This is a genomic window from Caulobacter sp. GW821-FHT11E11 (genome assembly GCF_058808315.1).
Map to the genome: position 1 here is coordinate 220,217 of NZ_JBXARO010000004.1, position 19,080 is coordinate 239,296.

Consider the following 19,080-nt stretch of genomic DNA (forward strand, 5'->3'; position numbering starts at 1 on the left):
AGCCCCACCCCAACATGCCGCGGCGTGGTCGCCGCGGCGGGGCGGCGTACAAAAGTCCGCCCGATAATTTCATCTGACAAAACTATATTCGGAACGCAAGTCCACAAATCGGAACGGACGCGATCCAAGCGCCAGAAAGTGCGATTTCCGTCACGGACTTTCACACTTTGACACACAAAAGCGGAACGGACGTGGCGTTGCACAAATCGGAATAATCCCTTCCACTCAGCGCCGATTAAATAAATCGGACGTAGCAATATCTTCCTCGTCATGAGGCGACCACGCGTGACGGGCCGGCCTCGCTCAGAGGAGATCCGACATGAAGCGCCTGCTCGTTCCGTTGCTGCTGGCCACCGCCAGCCTGACCCCGCTGGCTCCCGCGATCGCCGCGCCCAAAGCGCCGGGCGCCGTTGAGCGCCTGGCCCCGCCGGTGGTCCACTACCGCTCCGCCACCATCGACGGCGTGAAGATGTTCTACCGCGAGGCCGGCCCCGCCAACGCGCCGGTGGTCGTGCTGCTGCACGGCTTCCCGACCTCGTCGCACATGTTCCGCAACCTGATCCCGCTGCTGGCCGACCGCTATCATGTGATCGCGCCGGACTATCCGGGCTTTGGCCAGAGCGACGCACCGGACCATGCGAAGTTCGAATACAGCTTCGGCCATTTCGCCGACATGACCGACACGCTGCTGACCCAGCTGAAGGCCGAGCGCTACGCCCTCTACGTGATGGATTACGGCGCCCCGGTCGGCTACCGCCTGGCCATCAAGCACCCCGAGCGGGTCAGCGGCCTGATCGTCCAGAACGGCAACGCCTATGAAGAAGGCCTGCGCGAGTTCTGGAACCCCATCAAGGCGTACTGGGCCGACGGCTCGGCCGCCCATCGCGCGGCGCTCGCGGGCGTCCTGACCCTGGACACCACCAAGTTCCAGTACACGGACGGCGTGAAGGACGTCAGCCGGATCAGTCCCGACAACTGGACCCACGACCAGGCCCTGCTGGACCGCCCCGGCAACAGGGACATCCAGCTGGACCTCTTCTACGACTACCGCACCAACGTGCCGCTTTACCCGCAATTCCAGGCGTTCTTCCGCGAGCGCAAGCCGCCGACCCTGGTGGTGTGGGGCAAGAACGACCAGATCTTCCCCGCCGAAGGCGCCCTGCCCTACAAGCGCGATCTGCCCGACGCCGAGATCCACCTGCTCGACACCGGCCACTTCGCCCTGGAGGACAAGCTGGACGAGATCGCGCCGCTGATCCGCGACTTCCTGGATCGCAAGGTCGCCCGCTGACTATAAGGGAGACTGCACAAGGGGGCGGGCGTCATGGATCGCTGGCAGGCGATGAGAGTGTTTGTGAAGGTGGCCGAGACCAAGGGTTTCGCCGAAGCCGCGCGACACCTCCACATGAGCCCGCCGGCAGTCACCCGAGCGGTGGCGGCGCTGGAGGAGACCATCGGCGCGCGCCTCCTGATCCGCACCACCCGCTCGGTCACTCTGACCGAGGCCGGAGCGCGGTTCTTCGAGGACTGCACGCGGATCCTGGCCGACCTGGCCGAGGCCGAGGCCAGCGCCGCCGGCAGCTTCGCCCGCCCCAGCGGCGTGCTGACGATCACCGCCCCGGTGATCTTCGGCCACCGCTATATCCTGCCGATCATCATGGACTATCTGGCTGAGCACCCGCAGGTCAGCGTCCGCACTCTGTTCGTCGATCGCATGGTCAATATCGTCGACGAGGGCGTCGACGTGGCGGTGCGCATCGGCAACCTGTCCAATTCCGGCTTCAGCGCCCTGCGGGTCGGCTCGGTGCGCCGGGTCGTCTGTGGCGCCCCTGCCTATTTCGAGAAGCACGGCGCCCCGGCCACGCCAGCCGACCTGGCCAACCACGCGGTGATCTCGACGACCAGCGCCTGGGCCTCGACGGAATGGCGCTTCGGCCAGGACCAGAAGACCATCGTCCACGTCTATCCGCGCCTGTTCTGCAACACCAACGACGCGGCCCTGCAGGCGGCGGCGGCCGGGTTCGGGCTGACGCGGGTGCTGTCGTACCAGGTCGCCCCGGCCCTGGTGTCGGGCGAGCTGCAGACCGTGCTGTCGGCCTATGAAGAGCACTCATTGCCGATCCACATCGTCCACCCCGAGGGGCGGCAGGCGCCGGCCAAGGTCCGCACCTTCATCGACTTCGCCGCCGCCCGGCTGCGGGCCGACCGCCTGATCAACTGACGGCTCAGCCCTCCCGCGCCAGGGCGGCGACGGCCGCCAGGTCACTGATGCACAGCCCGAACCGCTCGGCCTGACGGCGCGCGGCGTCCGTCGCGCCACCGGCCCTGATCGTCAGGGCCAGCGCGATCGCCGCCTGGGCCTGGACGTCGAAGCAGCGCCCTTCGCGGACGGCGTCGATCTCGGCCCCGGTCAGGCCGGCGCGCGAGGCTTCGCGGGCGACCTCCGGGTCCGTCGGGAACAGGGCCAGCCGGACCTGCAAGGCCAGTCTCGGGTTCAAAGCGGTGGGGGTCATCATCCTCTCCGGCGGGGTTGGCCGATGGGATGGGTATGGGCCTCACGCGGGATCGTCAGAACGCGGATCCGGCGGAATGGATTGTTCCGCCAATCGCAACTCGACTGCGCGAGACCGCCGACCATTTCACTGCGCGGAACAGTGCCTTTACCCCATCGCGGCTTCAGCGAGACCGGGCAGCCGGTAGATTTCGGACATCGGATGGACGCCGTGTCCAGCCGCCGACTCCCAAAAGGACACGACGATGCGTCTCCACTATCACCCGCTGTCGGGCCACGCGCACCGCGCCCAGCTGTTCCTGTCGCTGATCGGCGCCGACGTCGAACTGGTCGAGGTCGACCTGGCCTCGGGCGCGCATAAGTCGCCGGCCTTCCTGAAACTGAATCCGTTCGGCCAGGTGCCGGTGCTCGAGGACGGTGACGTGGTCATCTCGGACTCGAACGGCATCATGGTCTATCTGGCCCGGAAGTACGGCAAGACCGACTGGCTGCCGGAAGACGTCGTCCACGCCGCCCAGGTGCAACGCTGGCTGTCGGTCGCCGCCGGCCAGTTGGCCTACGGCTCGGCCGCCGCCCGCCTGGTCACCGTGTTTGGCGCCAAGTTCAACACCGAGGAAGTCATCGGCCGGGGCGACGCCCTGCTGAAGCTCCTGGAAGACCTGCTGACCCAGCAGGACTGGCTGGTCGCCGGCCGCCCGACCATCGCCGACGTCGCCCTCTACAGCTATACGGCCCGCGCGCCCGAGGGAAATGTCGACCTCGCGCCCTATCCGGCCGTCCGCCAATGGCTGGCTCGCGTCGAGGCCCTGCCCGGCTTCGTCCCCTTCGCCCGCACGCCGGTCGGCTTGGCCGCGTAACGCCGCCGCATCGCCAGGGAGAGCGCCATGACTACGATCGAAAAGCCCTCTCCCTGGCATCGCGGCGAGGTCGAGATGCAACGCGCTGTCGGCGTCGACGCCAAGATGGACGGCATCGGCCGGCGCGTGATCCGAGACTTCCTGCTGGGCCAGCATCGGGAGTTCTTCCCGCAGCTGCCGTTCCTGGTCGTCGGCAGCGTCGATCCGGCCGGCGCGCCTTGGGCCACGATCGTCGCCGGCCAGCCGGGCTTCATCTCTTCGCCCGACATCCACACCCTGGCGATCCAGGCCGTGCGCCAGCCCAGCGATCCCGCCGATGCGGGCATGGAGGACGGCGCCCCCGTCGGCCTGCTGGGCATCGAGCTCCACACCCGTCGCCGCAACCGCATGAACGGGACCGTGCGCCGCACCGCCAGCGGCTTCGACGTGGTCGTCGGCCAGAGCTTCGGCAACTGCCCGCAATATATCCAGCTGCGCGACTTCGCCGTCGTCGCCGACCCGGCCGCGCCCTATGCCGGCGCGGTCGAGACCTTCGACGTCCTGGACGCCGATGCTCGCCGGCTGATCGGCGCGGCCGACGCCTTCTTCGTGGCCTCCTACAGCGACGAGAACGGCCGACAGGTCGACGTCTCGCACCGGGGCGGCAAGCCCGGCTTCGTGCGGATCGGCGAGGACGGCGTCCTGACCATCCCCGACTTCGCCGGCAACCTGTTCTTCAACACGCTGGGCAACATCCGCCTGAACGGCAAGGCGGGCCTGGTGTACGTCGACTTCGCCACCGGCGACCTGCTGCAGCTGACCGGCGCGGCCGAGGTCGTGCTGGACTCGCCCGAAATCGCCGCCTTCCAGGGGGCCGAGCGGCTGTGGCGCGTGCGTCCGACCCGCATAGTTCGCCGGCGCGGCGCCCTGCCCGTCCGCTGGATCGACCGCGCGAACGGCGCCTCGCCCAACGCCCTGATCACCGGCGACTGGAACGAGACGGCGGCCCGCCTGAAGGCCGCCGAACTGGCCAACCAGTGGCGACCGTTCCGGGTTCGGAACATCACCGACGAGAGCACGACGATCCGCTCGTTCGAACTGGAGCCCGCCGATGGCGTCGCAGCCATCCCGCACCTGGCCGGCCAGCACCTGCTGATCCGCGTCCAGCTACCCGGCGCCGAGCGGCCCGCGATCCGCACCTACACCCTGTCGGTCGCGCCGTCGGATCCGTTCTACCGGATCACCGTGAGGCGCGACGGCGCGATCTCGCAATACCTGCACGACCATGTCCGCGAGGGCGACCTGATCGAGGCCCGCGCCCCGGCCGGCGACTTCACGATCGACGCCAAGCAGAAGCGCCCCGCCGTACTGCTCGCGGCCGGCGTCGGTATCACGCCGATGATCGCCATGGTCCGACATCTGCTATTCGAAGGCTTCCGCACGCGCGGCATCCGCCCGACCTGGATCTTCCAGGCTGCCCGAACCCGAGCCGAGCGGGCCTTCGACAAAGAGCTCTCAGCCCTGGTCGAGGCCAGCCAGGGCGCGTTCCACCTGCGACGGATCCTCAGCGACACCGACGGCGCGGATCCGGACGACTACGACCTGCTGGGCCGCCTCGACATGGACGCCCTGCGCGCCGAGCTGCCGTTCGACGACTACGACTTCTACCTGTGCGGCCCGCCGGCCTTCATGCAGGCGGTCTATGACGGCCTGCGCGGCCTGAACATCGCCGACCAGCGCATCCACGCCGAGACTTTCGGTCCAGCCTCCCTGGACCGAAAGCCCGACGTCGGCGCCGTCCCGGTGAAGGCCGGACCACCGCCGGCGACGACCTCGAAGCCGGTCTTCTTCATGGAGTCCGCCAAGGAGGCCCGTTGGGAGCCCGGCTCGGGCAGCTTGCTCGACCTGGCCGAGGCGCGCGGCCTGCAACCCGCGTTCACCTGCCGGTCTGGGACCTGCGGCTCATGCAGGACCAAGGTCCTGCAAGGCGCAGTCTCGTACCTGAAACCACCCACCGCCACGGTCGAGGACGACGAAGCCCTGATCTGCTGCGCCATCCCCGCCGCAGACGGCGAAGCGCTGCAGCTGTCGCTCTGACTCCCTGGCAGATCTGTCAGGCGTGGTGATGGTCGTCGTGGTCCGCCGGGAAGCTGATCAAGGCGGCCTCCACCTCGGTCAGCGCATCGTACTTGGCCTTGACCAGGGTCAGAAAATTGCTCCAGCCATTAGCCTGGGAGCGCAAGATGACCGGACAGTTCTTCCCCGACCAATGGTTGTGCTGGAAGATGCCGGCCGGCACCTGGATGCCCGTGCGTCGCGCGATCACCGCCGTCAGCAAGGCTGCGCGATCATAGGTCCGCGGAACATCCAGTTCCGGGTTCATGCAGATCTCGATGGCGATGCTGGTGTTGTTTCCCGCGGGTGTGCCCGAATGCCAGGAGTTCTCATTGGTTGGTAGGCTCTGGTACACGAAGGCGTCGTCGACCGTGTAGTGCCAGGACACCTTGCGGCTCTGAGCGTCGGCGCCCTTCATGTAGCGCGCGTGCGCCGCAGCGTCGGCGCCCGGCGAGGTGTTGTCGGTGTTGTGGATCGTGATCGAGGCCGCGGTCATCGCCTTGGCCGGACGATTGCTGGCCCCCACGGGCACGAAATCCTGAATGATCTTCAGTTCCAAATAAGCTTCGTTGATCTGCATGATGGTCCCCACGATCTGATGCTGCCGGAAAACGGCGCCGCCAATCGTCGGCCAAGCCCACCGCGCCCCTGACGCGTCCTCAAGTCCTACGAGCAGGACATCAGGCGGCTTCGCCGATCGTTGCGACGACCGCGACAAGTCCAAACGCTTGACTGGATAAGCACGCCTACTCACGGCCTCGGGGAGCGATTCACGGCAACGCCGCGAGCTCCCTGCGCCATAGCTAAACTATGCCTTAGCGCTCAGGCAAGCTCACGGTTGTTTGCAGCCGAAAGATAACGACAGGTTGTTGCTCCATGACCTGCCGCGCGATCAGGTAGGTAGCTTTCCACTTCCCACTGGGTGTAGAAGCCACGTCGCCCCTTCTATTTCGTCTCGTTGACGCTGCGCACCATCTCGACTGGCGTGGCTTATGCGATCTGGTCTGGCGCGGGTGTTGTCCTGATCGCGGCCATCGCCGACGATGCGGGCGTTTGTTTTCCACCCCCGCCTGGCACTTGATGGTGTCCGCTGACCGAGCCGCCGCGGCCCGCCGGGTGCGAACCACACAACGACGGGGCCGATCATCCGTTCAAACGGGACGCAATGCGCCATAAGCAGGTTCTCGAACGGCTGCAGAAGCGGGACCTTCAGTTTAAGGCTCCGCCAACGATCAACGACACATTGCGGACACCGCCGGAACTGGGCCTAGATGTGGGGACAGGAGAAGCCGATGAGGTCCGCGCTCGCCATAGCCATCGTCGCGGCGATTCTGCCCGGTGTCGCGCGAGCCGAGCCAGAGCCAATCATCGATATGCATCTCCATGCCCGGCGGGCGGCCTACGCCGGCGCCGATCCGCCGCCGATGTGCGCGCCCTTCCCCATCATGCCGCGCTGGGACAACGGAAAGCCCGGCTTCGAGGGGATGACCTTCAACCGCTTGCCGCCTTGCCCGCATCCTATTGCGGCCGAGACCACGGACGATCGCGTGATGCGCGCAACGCTCGAGGTCATGGCGCGCCGCAACATCATTGGAATGGTCAGCGGCGAACCTGACCTAATGCGTACCTGGGTCGCCGCGGCGCCGGACCGCATCATCTCTGGAATAGATCTGCGGTTGTCGGGGACGCCGGGCCTGGATCACGTCGCCGCGCGAACGCCCGCGGAGTTGCGCGCCCTGCATGCCCGTGGAGAACTGCGCGTCCTGGGCGAGGTGATGGCGCAGTACGAGGGCGTCGCCCCGAACGATCTGCGACTGGAGCCGTATTGGGCGCTGGCGGAAGAGCTCGATATTCCGGTCGGCATCCATATGGGCCCCGGCGAGCCGGCGCAGCCTTACGCGGCCGGCGCCTATCGCGTGGCCAATGGCAATCCCCTGCTGCTGGAGGACGTGCTGCTGAAGCACCCGAAGCTGCGCGTCTATGTCATGCACGCCGGCTATCCGATGATCGACGCGCTGCGCGGGCTGCTGTTCTCGTATCCGCAGTCTATGTCGATATCGGCAGCATCGTCTACACGGAGCCGACTCCGGCCTTCTATGCCTTCCTCAAGCAGATCGTGGACGCCGGATACGCTGATCGCGTGATGTTCGGCTCCGATCAGATGATCTGGCCCGGCGTCATCGAACCTGCCATCGACACCATCGAGCGAGCGCCGTTTCTGACGCGAAACCAGAAGCGCGATATTCTCTACAACAACGCCGCGCGCTTCCTTCGACTGACGCCGGCCGAGATCGCCCGCCATCACGGCCACTGACTTGCATCGATGTTGGCGCCGGACCAACTGGCGGTCCCTCCCCGACTAGTCCTTAAATTGCCTCGCTCGCTGGCTTGGCCGCGCCAGGAGCAGGACTTGGGATCGCTCCAGACTCCAGACATCCAGCCCCAGGCGCCGAAGGCAACGAGCGACCTGTCGCGGATGTCTGGAGGGATATGGGCCGCTCACCGCCCGCAGCGCTACGCCGTGATCGGCTCTGAACGCCCGTGACCGCCATTCACCGTTGGTCGACGACGGTTCGCCGATCAACCATTGGCCCTCGTATGGCGCAGCCTTAGGGGGTGGGGCGTCTATCGAGGATCTCATGCGTCCAGTCATCACCGCCGCCGCGCTCTCCTACGTGCTCACCAGCCTTGGCTCTCCCGCGTCCGCCCAGTCGTCAGCCAAGCTCGACCTTGACTCTGCTCTGGCCTCGATCGCGCCGAGCGGCCCAGGGTGTGTTGCTGGCGTGACCTTGCCCGGCGAGCCGCCGGTGATCGTCGCGCGCGGCCAGGCCGACCTCGAGCACACAGCGCCCCTGACGTCGGCGACGATCATCGAGACCGGGTCCCTGGCCAAGCAGTTCACCGCAGCGGCCGTCGTGCTGCTTGTCCAGGACGGCAAGCTCAGCCTGGACGACGACATCCGGCGCTTCCTGCCCGAGATGCCGAACTACGGCGCGCCGATCACGATCCGGCATCTGTTGACCCACACCAGCGGCCTGCGCGAGCAGTGGAGCCTGATGGCGCTGACCGGCAACGGTCCCGGCGCCCAGGTCCACACCAACGCCATGATCCTGGACCTGGCCTCGCGCCAGAAAGGCCTCAACTTCACGCCGGGCGCGGAGTTCCTCTACACCAACACCAACTACGCCTTGGCGGCGATGATCGTCGAGCGGGTCAGCGGCGCCAGCCTAGAGGCCTTCACCCGCCAACGCCTGTTCCTCCCGCTGGGCATGGAACATACGCAGTGGCGCGAGGACTTCCGCACCGTGACGCCCGGCCGGGCCACCGCCTATGCGCCGACCGATGCGGGCTTCGTCGCCAACATGCCGTTTACCAATGTCTACGGAAATGGCGGGCTGCTGACCACGGTCGGCGACCTGCTGCGGTGGAACGCCTTCCTGGAAAAGCCTTCGGCCCTGCCCGGCGGCCCGGCCCTGGCGGCGGCGTTGCAGACCCCCGGCCACTTAAGCAACGGCGCGACGCTGGACTATGGCCTGGGCCTGGAGATCACCCGCGACCACGGCCGCAGGCTGGTGTCGCACAGTGGTTCGACGGCCGGGTATAAGACCTGGCTGGGCCGCTATCCCGACGAGGGTGTCTCCATCGCGTTGATGTGCAATCATGGTGGCGTCGACCCCGTGGCGTTGGGCGAGCGGATCGCCGCGCAGGCCCTGTCAGCCTCCGGTCACGCCCAGGCGCAGGCCGTCGTCTCTGCGCCCAAGAGCGTGGCGGCGGCGCAGGCTCCGAAGGATCTCACGCCCTATCAAGGACTGTTCCGCGATCCGGTCCGCGGCGACCTGATCCGGTTGACAGCGGTCGGCGGGCAGCTGACCCTCACGCGTGGCGGTTCGCAGGGTCTAACGCCACTGGGCGATAACCGCTTTCAGGCCGGCGACGGTAGCGTCATCGCCTTCCCGCGCAAGGAAGCCGGTGCGGCCGGGCTCAGCCTGACGAGGGCTGGCGTCACCCAGGCCTTCATCGCCGTGCGCCCCGCCGCTGCCGACGCGGCCGCTCTGGCCGACTATGTCGGGACCTACTACAGCGCCGAACTCGACACCCAAATCACTGTGACCCGGCAGGGTGACGCCCTGGTCATGCGCCAGAGGTTCGCGGTCGAGTGGCCGCTGGCGCCCAGCTTCGCCGACGCCTTCACCACCCGTTTGCGGGGCGTCACCACCTTCGTCTTCGCCCGCGACGCCGAGGGCAAGGTCGCAGGCTTCGCGGCCTGGGCTGGCGGGGCGCGAAACGTCGTTTTCGTCAGGCGATGAAACGTCGGTAGTTTACCCTTACCTGCGGATCCGCATGTCCAATTCGCCGGGCGGCTGCACGCCAAAGGCGGACTCTCGTCACGCTCCAGAAACACGACGTTCGAGGCCGACGGTGGCAACGCGGACCTTGCAGCGAGTGTAACGGGGCGCCCTCATAGCTCTGCCTTGCGCCGCCATGGATTGCGACCTCATGGCACTTAATGATATCGATACCATAGTAAACGGGCTAAACGGCCTGACGAACTATGGGAGGGTCGAATGGCCAAGGACACACGACGAGGGCCTTTCGCCGGCGCGGCGATGGCCGCAACCATGGTTCTGGCGACGCCGCAGGCCCATGCGGCCGACACGCTGCGGACCTACCCCGTACCGCAGGGCCTGCTCTATTCAGCCTTCAATGACGATTACACCGTTCGCGTACGCACGCCGGGCGGCGATTGGCGTAGCCTGTACGAGTACCGGGTGCAGGTCGACACCGACACCAAGCAAAATGCTTCGATGGTCTATTTCGACTTCGAAGGCGCGGTCGAGATCGAGGTGATGAAGAATAACGGCAAGTTCGACCAAGTGTCGGTCGCGCCGCTTTCCAGCCCCATCAAGCCGCAACGACGGGGCGCGATCGTGCGCATGACGCTGACCAAGCCCGAGCGCTTTTCCCTGCAGTTCGACGATGATCGCCTGCACAATCTCCACATCGTGGCCGGCAAGCTCCCGCCCCCACGGCCACCGGGAGATGACGTCGTCTATTTTGCTCCAGGCCTCCACACACCGCCGTCCGGCCTCGACTATTTCCCCGTCAAGTCTGGCCAACGGGTCTATCTCGACGGCGGCGCCGTGCTGAAAGGCGGGTTCGACCTAAATGGCGTGACCGACGTGAAGATTTCTGGTCGTGGCCTGCTTTGGGATCCGGGACGGGCGATCGACCTCGAGAAAGCTTCCAATGTCGAGGTTTCGGACCTGATCCTGGTCAACAGCGATCGCAAGGAAGCCGCGCGGGTCATGAACATCCGCAACTCCAGCAACGTCACGGTCCAGGGCGTCACGGGCTTCACGTCCGGCAAGTGGTCGGACGGGATCAACATCTCCACCTCCCAGCACGTGAAGGTGCGCGATGGATACCTTCGGGTCTCCGACGATGCGGTCGTCGTCTATGCGGTCGCCGACTGCCCCATCTGTCGCCGCAAGGCCGCCCAGACGGGAATCCCGGATCCCAATCCGCCCGGAGACACCTTCGATATCGACGTGCGCGACATGCGCATCTGGTCGGACGTCGCCCACGCCCTCTACATCGGGCACTTCGGCGACAACGCCGACCCGCGTACCATTCACGACGTCACGTTCGACAATATCGATGTCGCCAACCTGGACGAGGACGATCCCGACTGGGACGGCGTCATGGCCGCCTATTCCGGCGACAGCACGCTGATCCGCGACATCACGTTCAGCAACATCCGTGTCGACCGGATCGAGGAAGGCAAGCTGATCAGCATCGTGGCCGACCGCAACCCTCGCTACAACAAGGCGGCGGGACGCGGCGTGGACGGCGTCACCCTGCGCGACATCACCTTCACCGGCGAGGGTCTGCCCGGCGCGTCGATTATCAAAGGCGCCGCGCCCCAGACCGCAGTCAGGAACGTCAGGATCGAGAACCTTCGCATCGGCGGCAAGGCGATCAGCACCCCCAAGGACGGGGACATCGCCGTCAGCGGCGACGTCACTGGCCTCACGGTCCGCTAGCGCTCCTTCGTCCCAAAAAAAGAAGGCGCCGTCCTGCGACGGCGCCCCAGGGGGGACTGGAAGTTCCGCGGCGATCAGCCGCCGAACTTGTAGCGAAGGCTCACGCCGTAGACCCGGCCGTTCATGAAGTACTGGCGCAGGATGTCGGTGTCGTAGCCATTGTCCGGCTCGCCGACGTAGCGGATCGGAGCCTTGTTGGTCAGGTTCGAGGCCGTCAGCGACAGGGTCAGGTCGTCGCGCAGATTGACGTTCACGGAGGCGTCCAGCAGGCCGTAGCCCTTCAGGTACCGCCCGTCGATCGGGTTGGGCGAGACATTGAACAGCACGTAGTCGGAGCGATAGGTGTAGACGAGCCGAGCCGAGACACGCTTGTTCTCATACAGACCCGCGAGGCTCCAGTTGCGGTCCGACTGGAAGGGCTGGCGCACCTTGACCTTCGCGCCGTTGATCAGGATCGGCAGCTCGGTCTTGACCCAGGTGTATGAACCCTGGACCCCGAAATTGTGCAGGAAGCCCGGCACGAAGTCGTAGTCGAAGAAGGTCTGGGCGGCCAGTTCGACGCCCTTGGCAAAGCCCGGGTCGGCGTTCTGAGTCTGGGTGATCCGGAACTGGCCGGTCGGGCAGTTGTTGGGCGTCACGCCGGTATAGGGCTGAGAAGTCGCCACCGTCTGGCAGCTCTCGACGCCGATCGGGAAGCCGTCGACTTTCTTGTAGAACACCGCCGCCGAGGCGTAGGCGGTCGCGCCGAAATACTTCTCCAGAGACAGGTCGTAGCTGTAGGCCCGCAGCGGCTGCAGGTTGGCGTTGCCCTGCTGGCCCGTGCCGCTGGTCAGGTTGACCGCGACCGTTGGGTTGATGTCGCCGACGCTGGGTCGGGTCAGGCCCTTGCCGAAGCCGAAGCGCAGCAACAGGTCATCCTGGATGTAGCCGGTGACGTTCAGGGTCGGCAGGACGTCGGTGTAGCTGTTGCTCTTGCTGTTGGGGGTGACGATCGGCGTCGGGCCGCTGGCGTCAGTGATGCGCGCCTCGGCGTCGAGGTTGGTATGCACCACCCGCACGCCGGCGTTGCCGCGGATACGGTCGTTCAGGATAGCGAAGTCGACCACGCCGTAGCCGGCCAGCGTCTCCTCGGTCGCCTTGCGACGCGACAGCAGCGTCTCGGGCAGCGAGTCTTCCGACGGGATACCGGCCAGGGCGAAGCGGTTCCTGACATTGTCGCCCAACAGGGCGTCCGGCGAGAAGGTCAGGAAGCCGCCCGAATAGCCGGCCTCGCCGTCGAACCAGTTAGTGTGCGAAGCCTCGACCAGGTCCTGCATCGTCGAGGCCAGGACACCATTCGACTGGTTGGCGGTCAGCGCCAGGCCATCGGTCGTCAGGTTCTTGCCGCTGAACGAGTAGTTGTAGAACTTCGACGTCTTCCGGTAGTAGCGCCCGCCGAACTTCACGGCCCGGATGAAGCTGTCGTGCACGCGCAGCTTGCCGTCCAACTGGGCCGCGAAGCCGACGTCGTCATAGACGTTGTTGACGCCGTTGCCGTAGTTCAGCAGCACCCAGTTGGCGGGGCTGGACAGGCTGGGACCGCTGATGGCGACGGACTGCGGCCCGCCGATCTTGCGGGTCACGTCCCAGGTGACGCCCGCGCGCGGGTTCATCGTCACCGAGCGGTTGTCCTGGTGCTGGTCGGCCTTCACGTAGGAGACGTCGGCTTTCAGATCGAGATCGTCGGTCGGCGACCATTTGGCGCCGCCGGCCAGAATCCAGGTCTTGTAGATCCGGTGCTCGTCACCGCCGACCGACGAGAAGCTGGAGCCCAGGAACGTGCCGCTGCCGAAGCGCTGGCCAGCCAGCAGGGCGTCCTCGCCGCCATTGGCGTTGCGGTTGGCCAGGCCCTCCGTCGTGCTGAACGCCGAGGTGGTCAGGCCCTGGACATAGCGGCTGTCGTTGCCGTTCAGGAACCGGTAGCCCTGGTGGTAGAGATACGAGTTGTAGTTGCCGTCCAGATAGACCTCGAGGCCCGGACGCAGCTTCCACTGGAAGGCGCCGGCGAAGCCCTTGCGGGTGCGCTGGATGTCCTCCTCGTTCACATTGATCTGCACCCCGGCCAGGTTGACCAGGTTGGACCGCTCAGCGGCCGTCAGGGCCAGTGGGTTGGCGACGTCGGCCAGAAACGCCACGTCGCCGCGTCCGGCATAGGCCTGGTTGTAGGCGGCGTTGCCGACATACTCGGTGCTGTCGGCGCGCACGACACGGCGCAGGTTCGTCCCGCCCGGCCCTGGCGCGTTGTCCGACCGGTTCCAGCTCTTCTGATAGTTGGCCGCCAGCAGCAGGCCCATCTCGCCGTCGCCGACATCCCACCTGTGCGAGACCAGGCCGAAATATTCCGGCTGCCATTCCTTGACCATGTCGTTGTAGCGGCCGGAGATCGCGGCGCTGCCGGACAGCTTGGGCAGGTCCAGCGGTCGTCGGGTCTTGATGTCGATCAGGCCGCCAATGCCGCCTTCGATGTGCTCGGCCGACGGGTTCTTGTAGACGTCCAGACCGGCGATCATCCCGGGAATGGCGCCCTCGATGTTGAACTCGCTGCCGCCAGCGGTGAAGTACGAGCGACCATCGACCTGCGAAGCCGTCTGGCCCGACAGGCCGCGGATCGTCAGGCCCGAGCCGACGCCGACCGGCGAAGCGCCCTCGCCGCCATAGCGGTAACCCTGGACCCCTGGAATGCGCGTCAGCGTCTCGGCGACGTTCGGATCGGGCAACTTGCCGATGTCCTCGGCGCGAATGGAGTCGACCACCTCCATGGTGTTCTTCTTGACCTGGACGGCCGACTGCAGGCTCTGGCGGATGCCGGTGACCACCACCGCCTCGACGGTGTCCTTGCTGGCCTGGACCTCTTGAGCGTTGGCCACGCCTAGGCCGCCCAGCATCACCGCTGCGCCCGACACGCTCAGCAGCAGTCGCGATTGAAACTTGGTTCTCATGGTTCCCTCCCTCGGCGACAACGCCTTGTACGCGGCGTGTTCCGTCGGACCCGCCTGTCGCGGGTTTTCCTTTTGGAGGCGCGTGACGCGCGCCGCGTTTCACTCCCAGCCGACGCGCCGCCTTGAAGCGATCTTGTCCGGCCATCCGTATTGATATCGATATCAATACGGATGGCAAGTGCTTATTGTAGGACAAATGAAATAGACAGAACCTCTGCGCCTAGCGCGGCGGAAGCGACCGTCGAACGAGGGCCACATCGCGCTCGCAAGCCTTGGCCGCACCCTCGATCTTGATCGATCGCGCGCCGTCGCAGGCCAGGCGGACCGCATAGGTCGGCTGCCCCTCGATGCTGGCCTCGGCGCCCTGCCCGGTCCGGGTCTTGACCACGAAGGCCTTGGACAGCGAGTCCAGCTCCACCTTGCCGTCGCGGCGCAGATAGCTGCCGTCAGCGACAAACCAGCGCTTCGGATTCTGTGGCCCGCCGCCCTCCGGGTAGGTCAGGGTCAGGATGTAGGCGTCCGTCTCCCAGCCGCCCAGGGTGGCGTTGGCGTTGCGGTGACGGATGCGTCCGTCGGCCAGCAGATTGAAATAGACCTCGGTGACCTCGCCCTTCTGGTGGACCTTCACCAGCAGGTAGTCCCTGGTCTCGATCCGCTCGATCCTGGGCGCGGGCGATGCGCCGTTCGGCGTCAAGGCGACGACGAACTTGGTGCGATCCGTCACGCCCGGCGCCTGCAGCCGCAGATAAGGCTGGGCCTCGTCGGGGGCATGATCCTTCAGGCCCTTGCCCTCGGCCGTGCGCAGCAACTCCGGATAGTCGGTGAAGAGGCCACCGTCCGGCAGGGTCTCGGGGAACAGCGGCCGCACCGCGACCTCAGCCTCGCCGTTCTTAACAGTGATGACCTGGCCCTGGCGCTTGGCTTCGCCCTCATAGTGCAGCAGCCATTCGAACTGGCCCGGCGCCCAGCCCTTCAGGTCGTCGATGACCAGGATGGTGTCGCCCACCCACAGGAAGCTGCGATACTTGCGCTCGAAGGTCGCCGCATTCGGCCCCGTCGCGTCGGCCCAGACGAACCGCAGGTCGCCGGCGTCGACCAGGTGGTCCACCCGCCCCATGAAGTGCGAGCCATTATAGGTGTTGCTCGAGGGCTCGGCCTTGCCGTCCAGGGTCACCACGTTGTGGGCCACGCTCTGGCGGTAGTAGCCGTCGTATTCGGGGCGGGCGTAGTTGCTGTTGCCGGAGTCGATCAGCAGCTGCTTGCCCTTGTGCCACAGGATGAAGCTGCCCGCGTCGGCGTGGTTGTGGTTCCAGGTGAAGCCCGAGCGCAGGGCCAGGAACGTCGCGTTCGGCGCCCAGGACGAGCGCAGTGTCGCCGCCCCCAGGTCCCGGTCGATCCAGCTGGTGGGCAGGCCAGGGTCGGCCCCCGCGCTGGCCTGCGCCCTGGCCGAAGGCCATTGGATGATGTTCTCCGGCTCGGCGAAGACGTCCTGGTTCGGATTGGGCCGGACGGTGTTGAGGTACCACAGATAGCGCGACGGCTGCTCGCCCATGGCCCACAGGTTGGCGATGGCGCTGGCGCCGCTGACGGTCGGATTGCCGTCACCGAAATTGGTCGACAGCGCGCCGGCGCTGGTCGGGTAGACGTTCTGGATGAAGTAGTCGGCCAGGCCCGCCAGGCGCGGCGTCGCCGCGGGCTTTTCCTTGAAGGCGTCCAGCCAGGCGCGCCGGAAGCGCAGGTAACCTTCGGCAGCGAAGTCGGCGTAGTTGATGCTCTCGACGAAGGCGCCGTTGGCGGCGAAGTGCTGCGGCTTGGTCTCGATGGCGCTGCCGTCGTAGTTGGCCCATTCCTCGGCGGCCTCGTCGATCCGGCGGATCCAGTCCTGGGCCTGCGGCTCCTCGGTCTTGACCGCGATGGCCGCCACGCCCGCCCCGAACACGATGTGGCTGAACCAGTTGTGGCCCATGGTGTCCAGGCTGTGGATCCGCTCGGCGCCGTCGATCCAGTCGTTCAGGGTCGGCTTGATCGCGCCCTGGACCAACGCCTTGGCCAAGCGCTCGCGCTCGGCCGGCGACAGCGTGTCGTAGATCGCGTCGAAGGTCAGACCGAAGACATAGGCGCTGGTCCCCATGCCCAGATCGGAGTGCCACACCGGCGAGCGGGCCAGCAGCGGCTTGTCCGTCACCCAGTTGGCGCGGCCGGCATAGACCTCGAGCAGCGCCTTGGCCCGGTCGGCGTACTTGCGCTCGCCGGTCATGCGATAGGTCAGGGACAGGCCCATCAGGGCCGCGTTCAGCTCGCGGTCGTTGGCGGGCTTCTTGGCCAAGACCGCGTCAGCGTCGGCGCGGGCGTGAGCCCAGGCGTCCCTGGCCTTGGGATCCTCGGCCACGCGCTGCTTGAACTGGGCGACGTGCCTGTCGCTGAAGGTCAGGTAGGGATGGCCCGAGCGCAGGGTCTGGGCATGGGTCGACGTACTCAGCAGGCAGGCCGCCAGGGCCAGGCCGGAAACAAGGCTCTTCACGCGCCCACTCCCTACTTCGACACGGCTTCGAACAGGACCGCCTGGCCGCCGCCAGGCTTGAGGTCCAGGGTGAGGGTCGCCGAGCCGTCCAGGACGTCCTCGCGGACGACCACGGGCGTCTTCATCGGCTTCTCGGCCGCATCTCCGTCGGCGAAGATACCGACCTTGCGCTTACCCGCGCCCAGGAAATCCAGCGAGACCTTCAGCACCCGCGCGCGCTCGTTGGTCATCGCGCCCAGGAACCATCGCTGGCCATGACGGCGGGCGACCACGACATATTCGCCGATCTTGCCGGCCAGCACCCGGGTCTCGTCCCAGGTGGTCGGGCACTCGTCGAACCACCGCAGTTCCGGCCACGGCTTTCCCGCATACTTCTCGGGCGTGTCGTACCAATACAGGAAGGTCAGCGGGTTGTAGTAGACCGCCGCCATGGCCAGCTGGTGGGCGTTGGTGGTCTGGTTCTTCGGATTGGCGTAGCAGATCGTGTAGTCGATCGGCCCGGCCACGGCCCGCGTGAACGGCAGGGTCACGTTGTGGGCAGCGGTCGGGAACTGCTCGTTGCCGCGCACGCCTTCCAGCGCCACGTAGTTCGGCAAGGTCCGCTCCAGCCCGGCGGGCCGCAGGTTGTCGTGCAGATTGACCAGCAGCCTGTGCTCGCCGCACGCCTTGACCAGATCGTAGATGAAGTCGCTGTCGCTCTGGCGGCCTTCCCAGACGAAGCCGAACTTGCAGCCCGCCACGCCCCACGCGCGATAGGCCTTCAGGATCTGGTCTCGCTGGCGCATCACCGGCACACGGTCGACATAGAGGATGACGCCGATCCCCTTGGCCTTGGCCGCCGCGATCACCGCCTGCATGTCCAGCCCCGCAACCGCATAGGAGGCGTCGCTGGGATCGGTGCCGTCGCCATACCAGTGAGCGTCGAACTCGACATATTCCAGCTTCCGCTCGGCGGCGAAGTCGATGACTTTCAGCGACCGTTCGGTGGAGTAGGGTTTGGTGATCCGGACCGCCCTGCCCGGCCGCACCCAGCTGACATCGCCCAGGCGATTGGGCGTGGCCAGGGTCGGGATGAGGTCGGCGCGCTCCAGCAGCGCGCCCGCGTCCGGCCCGACGATCAGGACCCGCCATGGCGTCGCCTGTCCCGGCGCCAGTTCGAAGGTCGGCTCGGCTGGCGTGTCGCCCGGACCGGAATAGCCGGTGGCGCGGGCCGGATAGTGCATCAGATGGACAGCCAGCCCGTCGGCCGATCCCGGCGCCAAGCGCAGCATGGCGCGCGGATAATGCAGACGGTCGGACTCGGCGATCAGCACGGCGGCGTGACCCAGCATGGCGGTCAGCGGCAGGTCGGCGAACGGCCCCTTGTCGGAGCTGCCGGTCAGGTCCGGGTGCGGCGGCGGGTTAAGCTCCGAAGCGGTCGTGATCTGATACTCGCCCTCGTCGCGGCTGGCATAGAGCTTGGCGCCTTTGGGCAGCTCGAAGCGCGTGGCCTCGCCCGCCAGGGTCAGACGTCCGGCCTTGCCCGCGTCGTTCAGGACGTAGCGCAGGGCGCAGCCGTGGTCATAGGCGCGAGCCAGCACGCTGAACGTCGCGCCGGTCGCCGGATCGACCAGATCAAGGCGCGCCTCGCGGCAGGCCTGGTCATAGCGGGCGCGAATGCCGAACGGCGGCGTCCAGGTCCCCGTGATCGTGCGCGCGGACGTCTTCACCAGCCGCGATCCGGCGCCCAGGACGCGACCGTCCGCCAGGATCAGGCCCAGGGCGCTGGGCGCCAGGATGGTCTGGTTACGCCAGAGCACGCTCCAGGTCGGCCCCTCGGCGCCCATCGCCAGGCGGACCCGCAGCGCGCCGTCGGGTGAGACGGCTTCGATGCTCTTGGCCTGCGGCTTGGCCAACGCGGGCGCCGGCGCCAGCGCTACGCCGCCAGCCAGCAGCACCCTTCGACGATCCAGCGGACGGTTGGACATGAACTGAAGATCTCCCGGACAGCGGAGGGGCGCCTATGCGTCCGTACTTCCGCTTTCGATTCCACCCTTATGGTATCGATATCAAATATCGTATGCGCCGCCCTGGC

General features: G+C 66.7%; 13 protein-coding genes and 1 pseudogene. 9 read left to right on the plus strand and 5 right to left on the minus strand.

Annotation, left to right across the window (positions count from 1 at the left end; genetic code table 11):
- Nucleotides 1-319: 319 nt before the first annotated feature.
- Together AC1RR5_RS11335 and AC1RR5_RS11340 are read left to right on the plus strand one after the other, a co-directional pair.
- Nucleotides 320-1,291 carry an alpha/beta fold hydrolase gene (locus tag AC1RR5_RS11335; protein ID WP_492921621.1) on the plus strand — a complete coding sequence of 324 codons (972 nt, stop codon included), beginning with the start codon at nucleotides 320-322 and terminating at the stop codon, nucleotides 1,289-1,291.
- 33 nt (nucleotides 1,292-1,324) lie between these two features.
- The gene (locus AC1RR5_RS11340) at nucleotides 1,325-2,221 is read left to right on the plus strand and encodes a LysR family transcriptional regulator (protein WP_492921622.1); all 897 of its coding nucleotides are present in this window, start codon (nucleotides 1,325-1,327) and stop codon (nucleotides 2,219-2,221) included.
- A gap of 4 nt (nucleotides 2,222-2,225) precedes the next feature.
- Here AC1RR5_RS11340 and AC1RR5_RS11345 read toward each other — a convergent pair whose 3' ends face one another.
- The gene (locus AC1RR5_RS11345; protein WP_492921623.1) at nucleotides 2,226-2,513 is read right to left on the minus strand and encodes a hypothetical protein; all 288 of its coding nucleotides are present in this window, start codon (nucleotides 2,511-2,513) and stop codon (nucleotides 2,226-2,228) included.
- Between the two features lie 244 nt (nucleotides 2,514-2,757).
- Here AC1RR5_RS11345 and AC1RR5_RS11350 point away from each other — a divergent pair, with 244 nt between their 5' ends.
- Both AC1RR5_RS11350 and AC1RR5_RS11355 read left to right on the plus strand, forming a co-directional pair.
- Nucleotides 2,758-3,369: a glutathione S-transferase family protein gene (locus AC1RR5_RS11350; protein WP_492921625.1), complete on the plus strand. Its 612-nt coding sequence runs from the start codon at nucleotides 2,758-2,760 to the stop codon at nucleotides 3,367-3,369.
- Nucleotides 3,370-3,396: 27 nt separating this feature from the next.
- Nucleotides 3,397-5,445 carry a 2Fe-2S iron-sulfur cluster-binding protein gene (locus tag AC1RR5_RS11355; RefSeq protein WP_492921627.1) on the plus strand — a complete coding sequence of 683 codons (2,049 nt, stop codon included), beginning with the start codon at nucleotides 3,397-3,399 and terminating at the stop codon, nucleotides 5,443-5,445.
- Between the two features lie 16 nt (nucleotides 5,446-5,461).
- Here AC1RR5_RS11355 and AC1RR5_RS11360 read toward each other — a convergent pair whose 3' ends face one another.
- Nucleotides 5,462-6,043 carry a peptidoglycan recognition protein family protein gene (locus tag AC1RR5_RS11360; RefSeq protein ID WP_492921629.1) on the minus strand — a complete coding sequence of 194 codons (582 nt, stop codon included), beginning with the start codon at nucleotides 6,041-6,043 and terminating at the stop codon, nucleotides 5,462-5,464.
- A 363-nt stretch (nucleotides 6,044-6,406) separates the two neighbouring features.
- Here AC1RR5_RS11360 and AC1RR5_RS11365 point away from each other — a divergent pair.
- The 5 genes and pseudogenes from AC1RR5_RS11365 to AC1RR5_RS11385 all read left to right on the plus strand — a co-directional run.
- Nucleotides 6,407-6,502 (plus strand): annotated as a pseudogene (locus AC1RR5_RS11365) (SMR family transporter); the annotation flags it as partial.
- A gap of 253 nt (nucleotides 6,503-6,755) precedes the next feature.
- Entirely contained in the window at nucleotides 6,756-7,607 is an 852-nt protein-coding gene (locus AC1RR5_RS11370; protein ID WP_492921631.1) for an amidohydrolase family protein, read from the plus strand.
- The gene (locus tag AC1RR5_RS11375; RefSeq protein ID WP_492922093.1) at nucleotides 7,529-7,777 is read left to right on the plus strand and encodes an amidohydrolase family protein; all 249 of its coding nucleotides are present in this window, start codon (nucleotides 7,529-7,531) and stop codon (nucleotides 7,775-7,777) included. The genes AC1RR5_RS11370 and AC1RR5_RS11375 overlap by 79 nt, the downstream gene beginning before the upstream one ends.
- 325 nt (nucleotides 7,778-8,102) lie before the next feature.
- Nucleotides 8,103-9,770, plus strand: a complete 1,668-nt coding sequence (locus AC1RR5_RS11380; RefSeq protein WP_492921633.1) for a serine hydrolase domain-containing protein — start codon at nucleotides 8,103-8,105, stop codon at nucleotides 9,768-9,770.
- A 258-nt stretch (nucleotides 9,771-10,028) separates the two neighbouring features.
- On the plus strand, nucleotides 10,029-11,507 hold the full coding sequence (locus AC1RR5_RS11385) for a glycosyl hydrolase family 28 protein (protein ID WP_492921635.1): 1,479 nt from the start codon (nucleotides 10,029-10,031) through the stop codon (nucleotides 11,505-11,507).
- Nucleotides 11,508-11,581: 74 nt separating this feature from the next.
- On the opposite strand, the gene AC1RR5_RS11390 is transcribed toward AC1RR5_RS11385, so the two are convergent.
- The 3 genes from AC1RR5_RS11390 to AC1RR5_RS11400 all read right to left on the minus strand — a co-directional run bounded on the left by AC1RR5_RS11390 (nucleotide 11,582) and on the right by AC1RR5_RS11400 (nucleotide 18,973).
- Entirely contained in the window at nucleotides 11,582-14,485 is a 2,904-nt protein-coding gene (locus tag AC1RR5_RS11390; RefSeq protein WP_492921636.1) for a TonB-dependent receptor, read from the minus strand.
- Between the two features lie 220 nt (nucleotides 14,486-14,705).
- Nucleotides 14,706-17,006: a heparinase II/III domain-containing protein gene (locus tag AC1RR5_RS11395; RefSeq protein WP_492921638.1), complete on the minus strand. Its 2,301-nt coding sequence runs from the start codon at nucleotides 17,004-17,006 to the stop codon at nucleotides 14,706-14,708.
- Between the two features lie 11 nt (nucleotides 17,007-17,017).
- Nucleotides 17,018-18,973: a glycoside hydrolase family 97 protein gene (locus tag AC1RR5_RS11400; RefSeq protein WP_492921640.1), complete on the minus strand. Its 1,956-nt coding sequence runs from the start codon at nucleotides 18,971-18,973 to the stop codon at nucleotides 17,018-17,020.
- Between the last annotated feature and the right edge of the window lie 107 nt (nucleotides 18,974-19,080).

What these genes read in the sequence shown, in the direction of transcription:
- AC1RR5_RS11335 (WP_492921621.1), top strand. Translation starts at nt 320, where the DNA reads ATGAAGCGCCTGCTCGTTCCGTTGCTGCTGGCCACCGCCAGCCTGACC.
- AC1RR5_RS11340 (WP_492921622.1), top strand. Translation starts at nt 1,325, where the DNA reads ATGGATCGCTGGCAGGCGATGAGAGTGTTTGTGAAGGTGGCCGAGACC.
- AC1RR5_RS11345 (WP_492921623.1), bottom strand. Translation starts at nt 2,513, where the DNA reads ATGACCCCCACCGCTTTGAACCCGAGACTGGCCTTGCAGGTCCGGCTG.
- AC1RR5_RS11350 (WP_492921625.1), top strand. Translation starts at nt 2,758, where the DNA reads ATGCGTCTCCACTATCACCCGCTGTCGGGCCACGCGCACCGCGCCCAG.
- AC1RR5_RS11355 (WP_492921627.1), top strand. Translation starts at nt 3,397, where the DNA reads ATGACTACGATCGAAAAGCCCTCTCCCTGGCATCGCGGCGAGGTCGAG.
- AC1RR5_RS11360 (WP_492921629.1), bottom strand. Translation starts at nt 6,043, where the DNA reads ATGCAGATCAACGAAGCTTATTTGGAACTGAAGATCATTCAGGATTTC.
- AC1RR5_RS11370 (WP_492921631.1), top strand. Translation starts at nt 6,756, where the DNA reads ATGAGGTCCGCGCTCGCCATAGCCATCGTCGCGGCGATTCTGCCCGGT.
- AC1RR5_RS11380 (WP_492921633.1), top strand. Translation starts at nt 8,103, where the DNA reads ATGCGTCCAGTCATCACCGCCGCCGCGCTCTCCTACGTGCTCACCAGC.
- AC1RR5_RS11385 (WP_492921635.1), top strand. Translation starts at nt 10,029, where the DNA reads ATGGCCAAGGACACACGACGAGGGCCTTTCGCCGGCGCGGCGATGGCC.
- AC1RR5_RS11390 (WP_492921636.1), bottom strand. Translation starts at nt 14,485, where the DNA reads ATGAGAACCAAGTTTCAATCGCGACTGCTGCTGAGCGTGTCGGGCGCA.
- AC1RR5_RS11400 (WP_492921640.1), bottom strand. Translation starts at nt 18,973, where the DNA reads ATGTCCAACCGTCCGCTGGATCGTCGAAGGGTGCTGCTGGCTGGCGGC.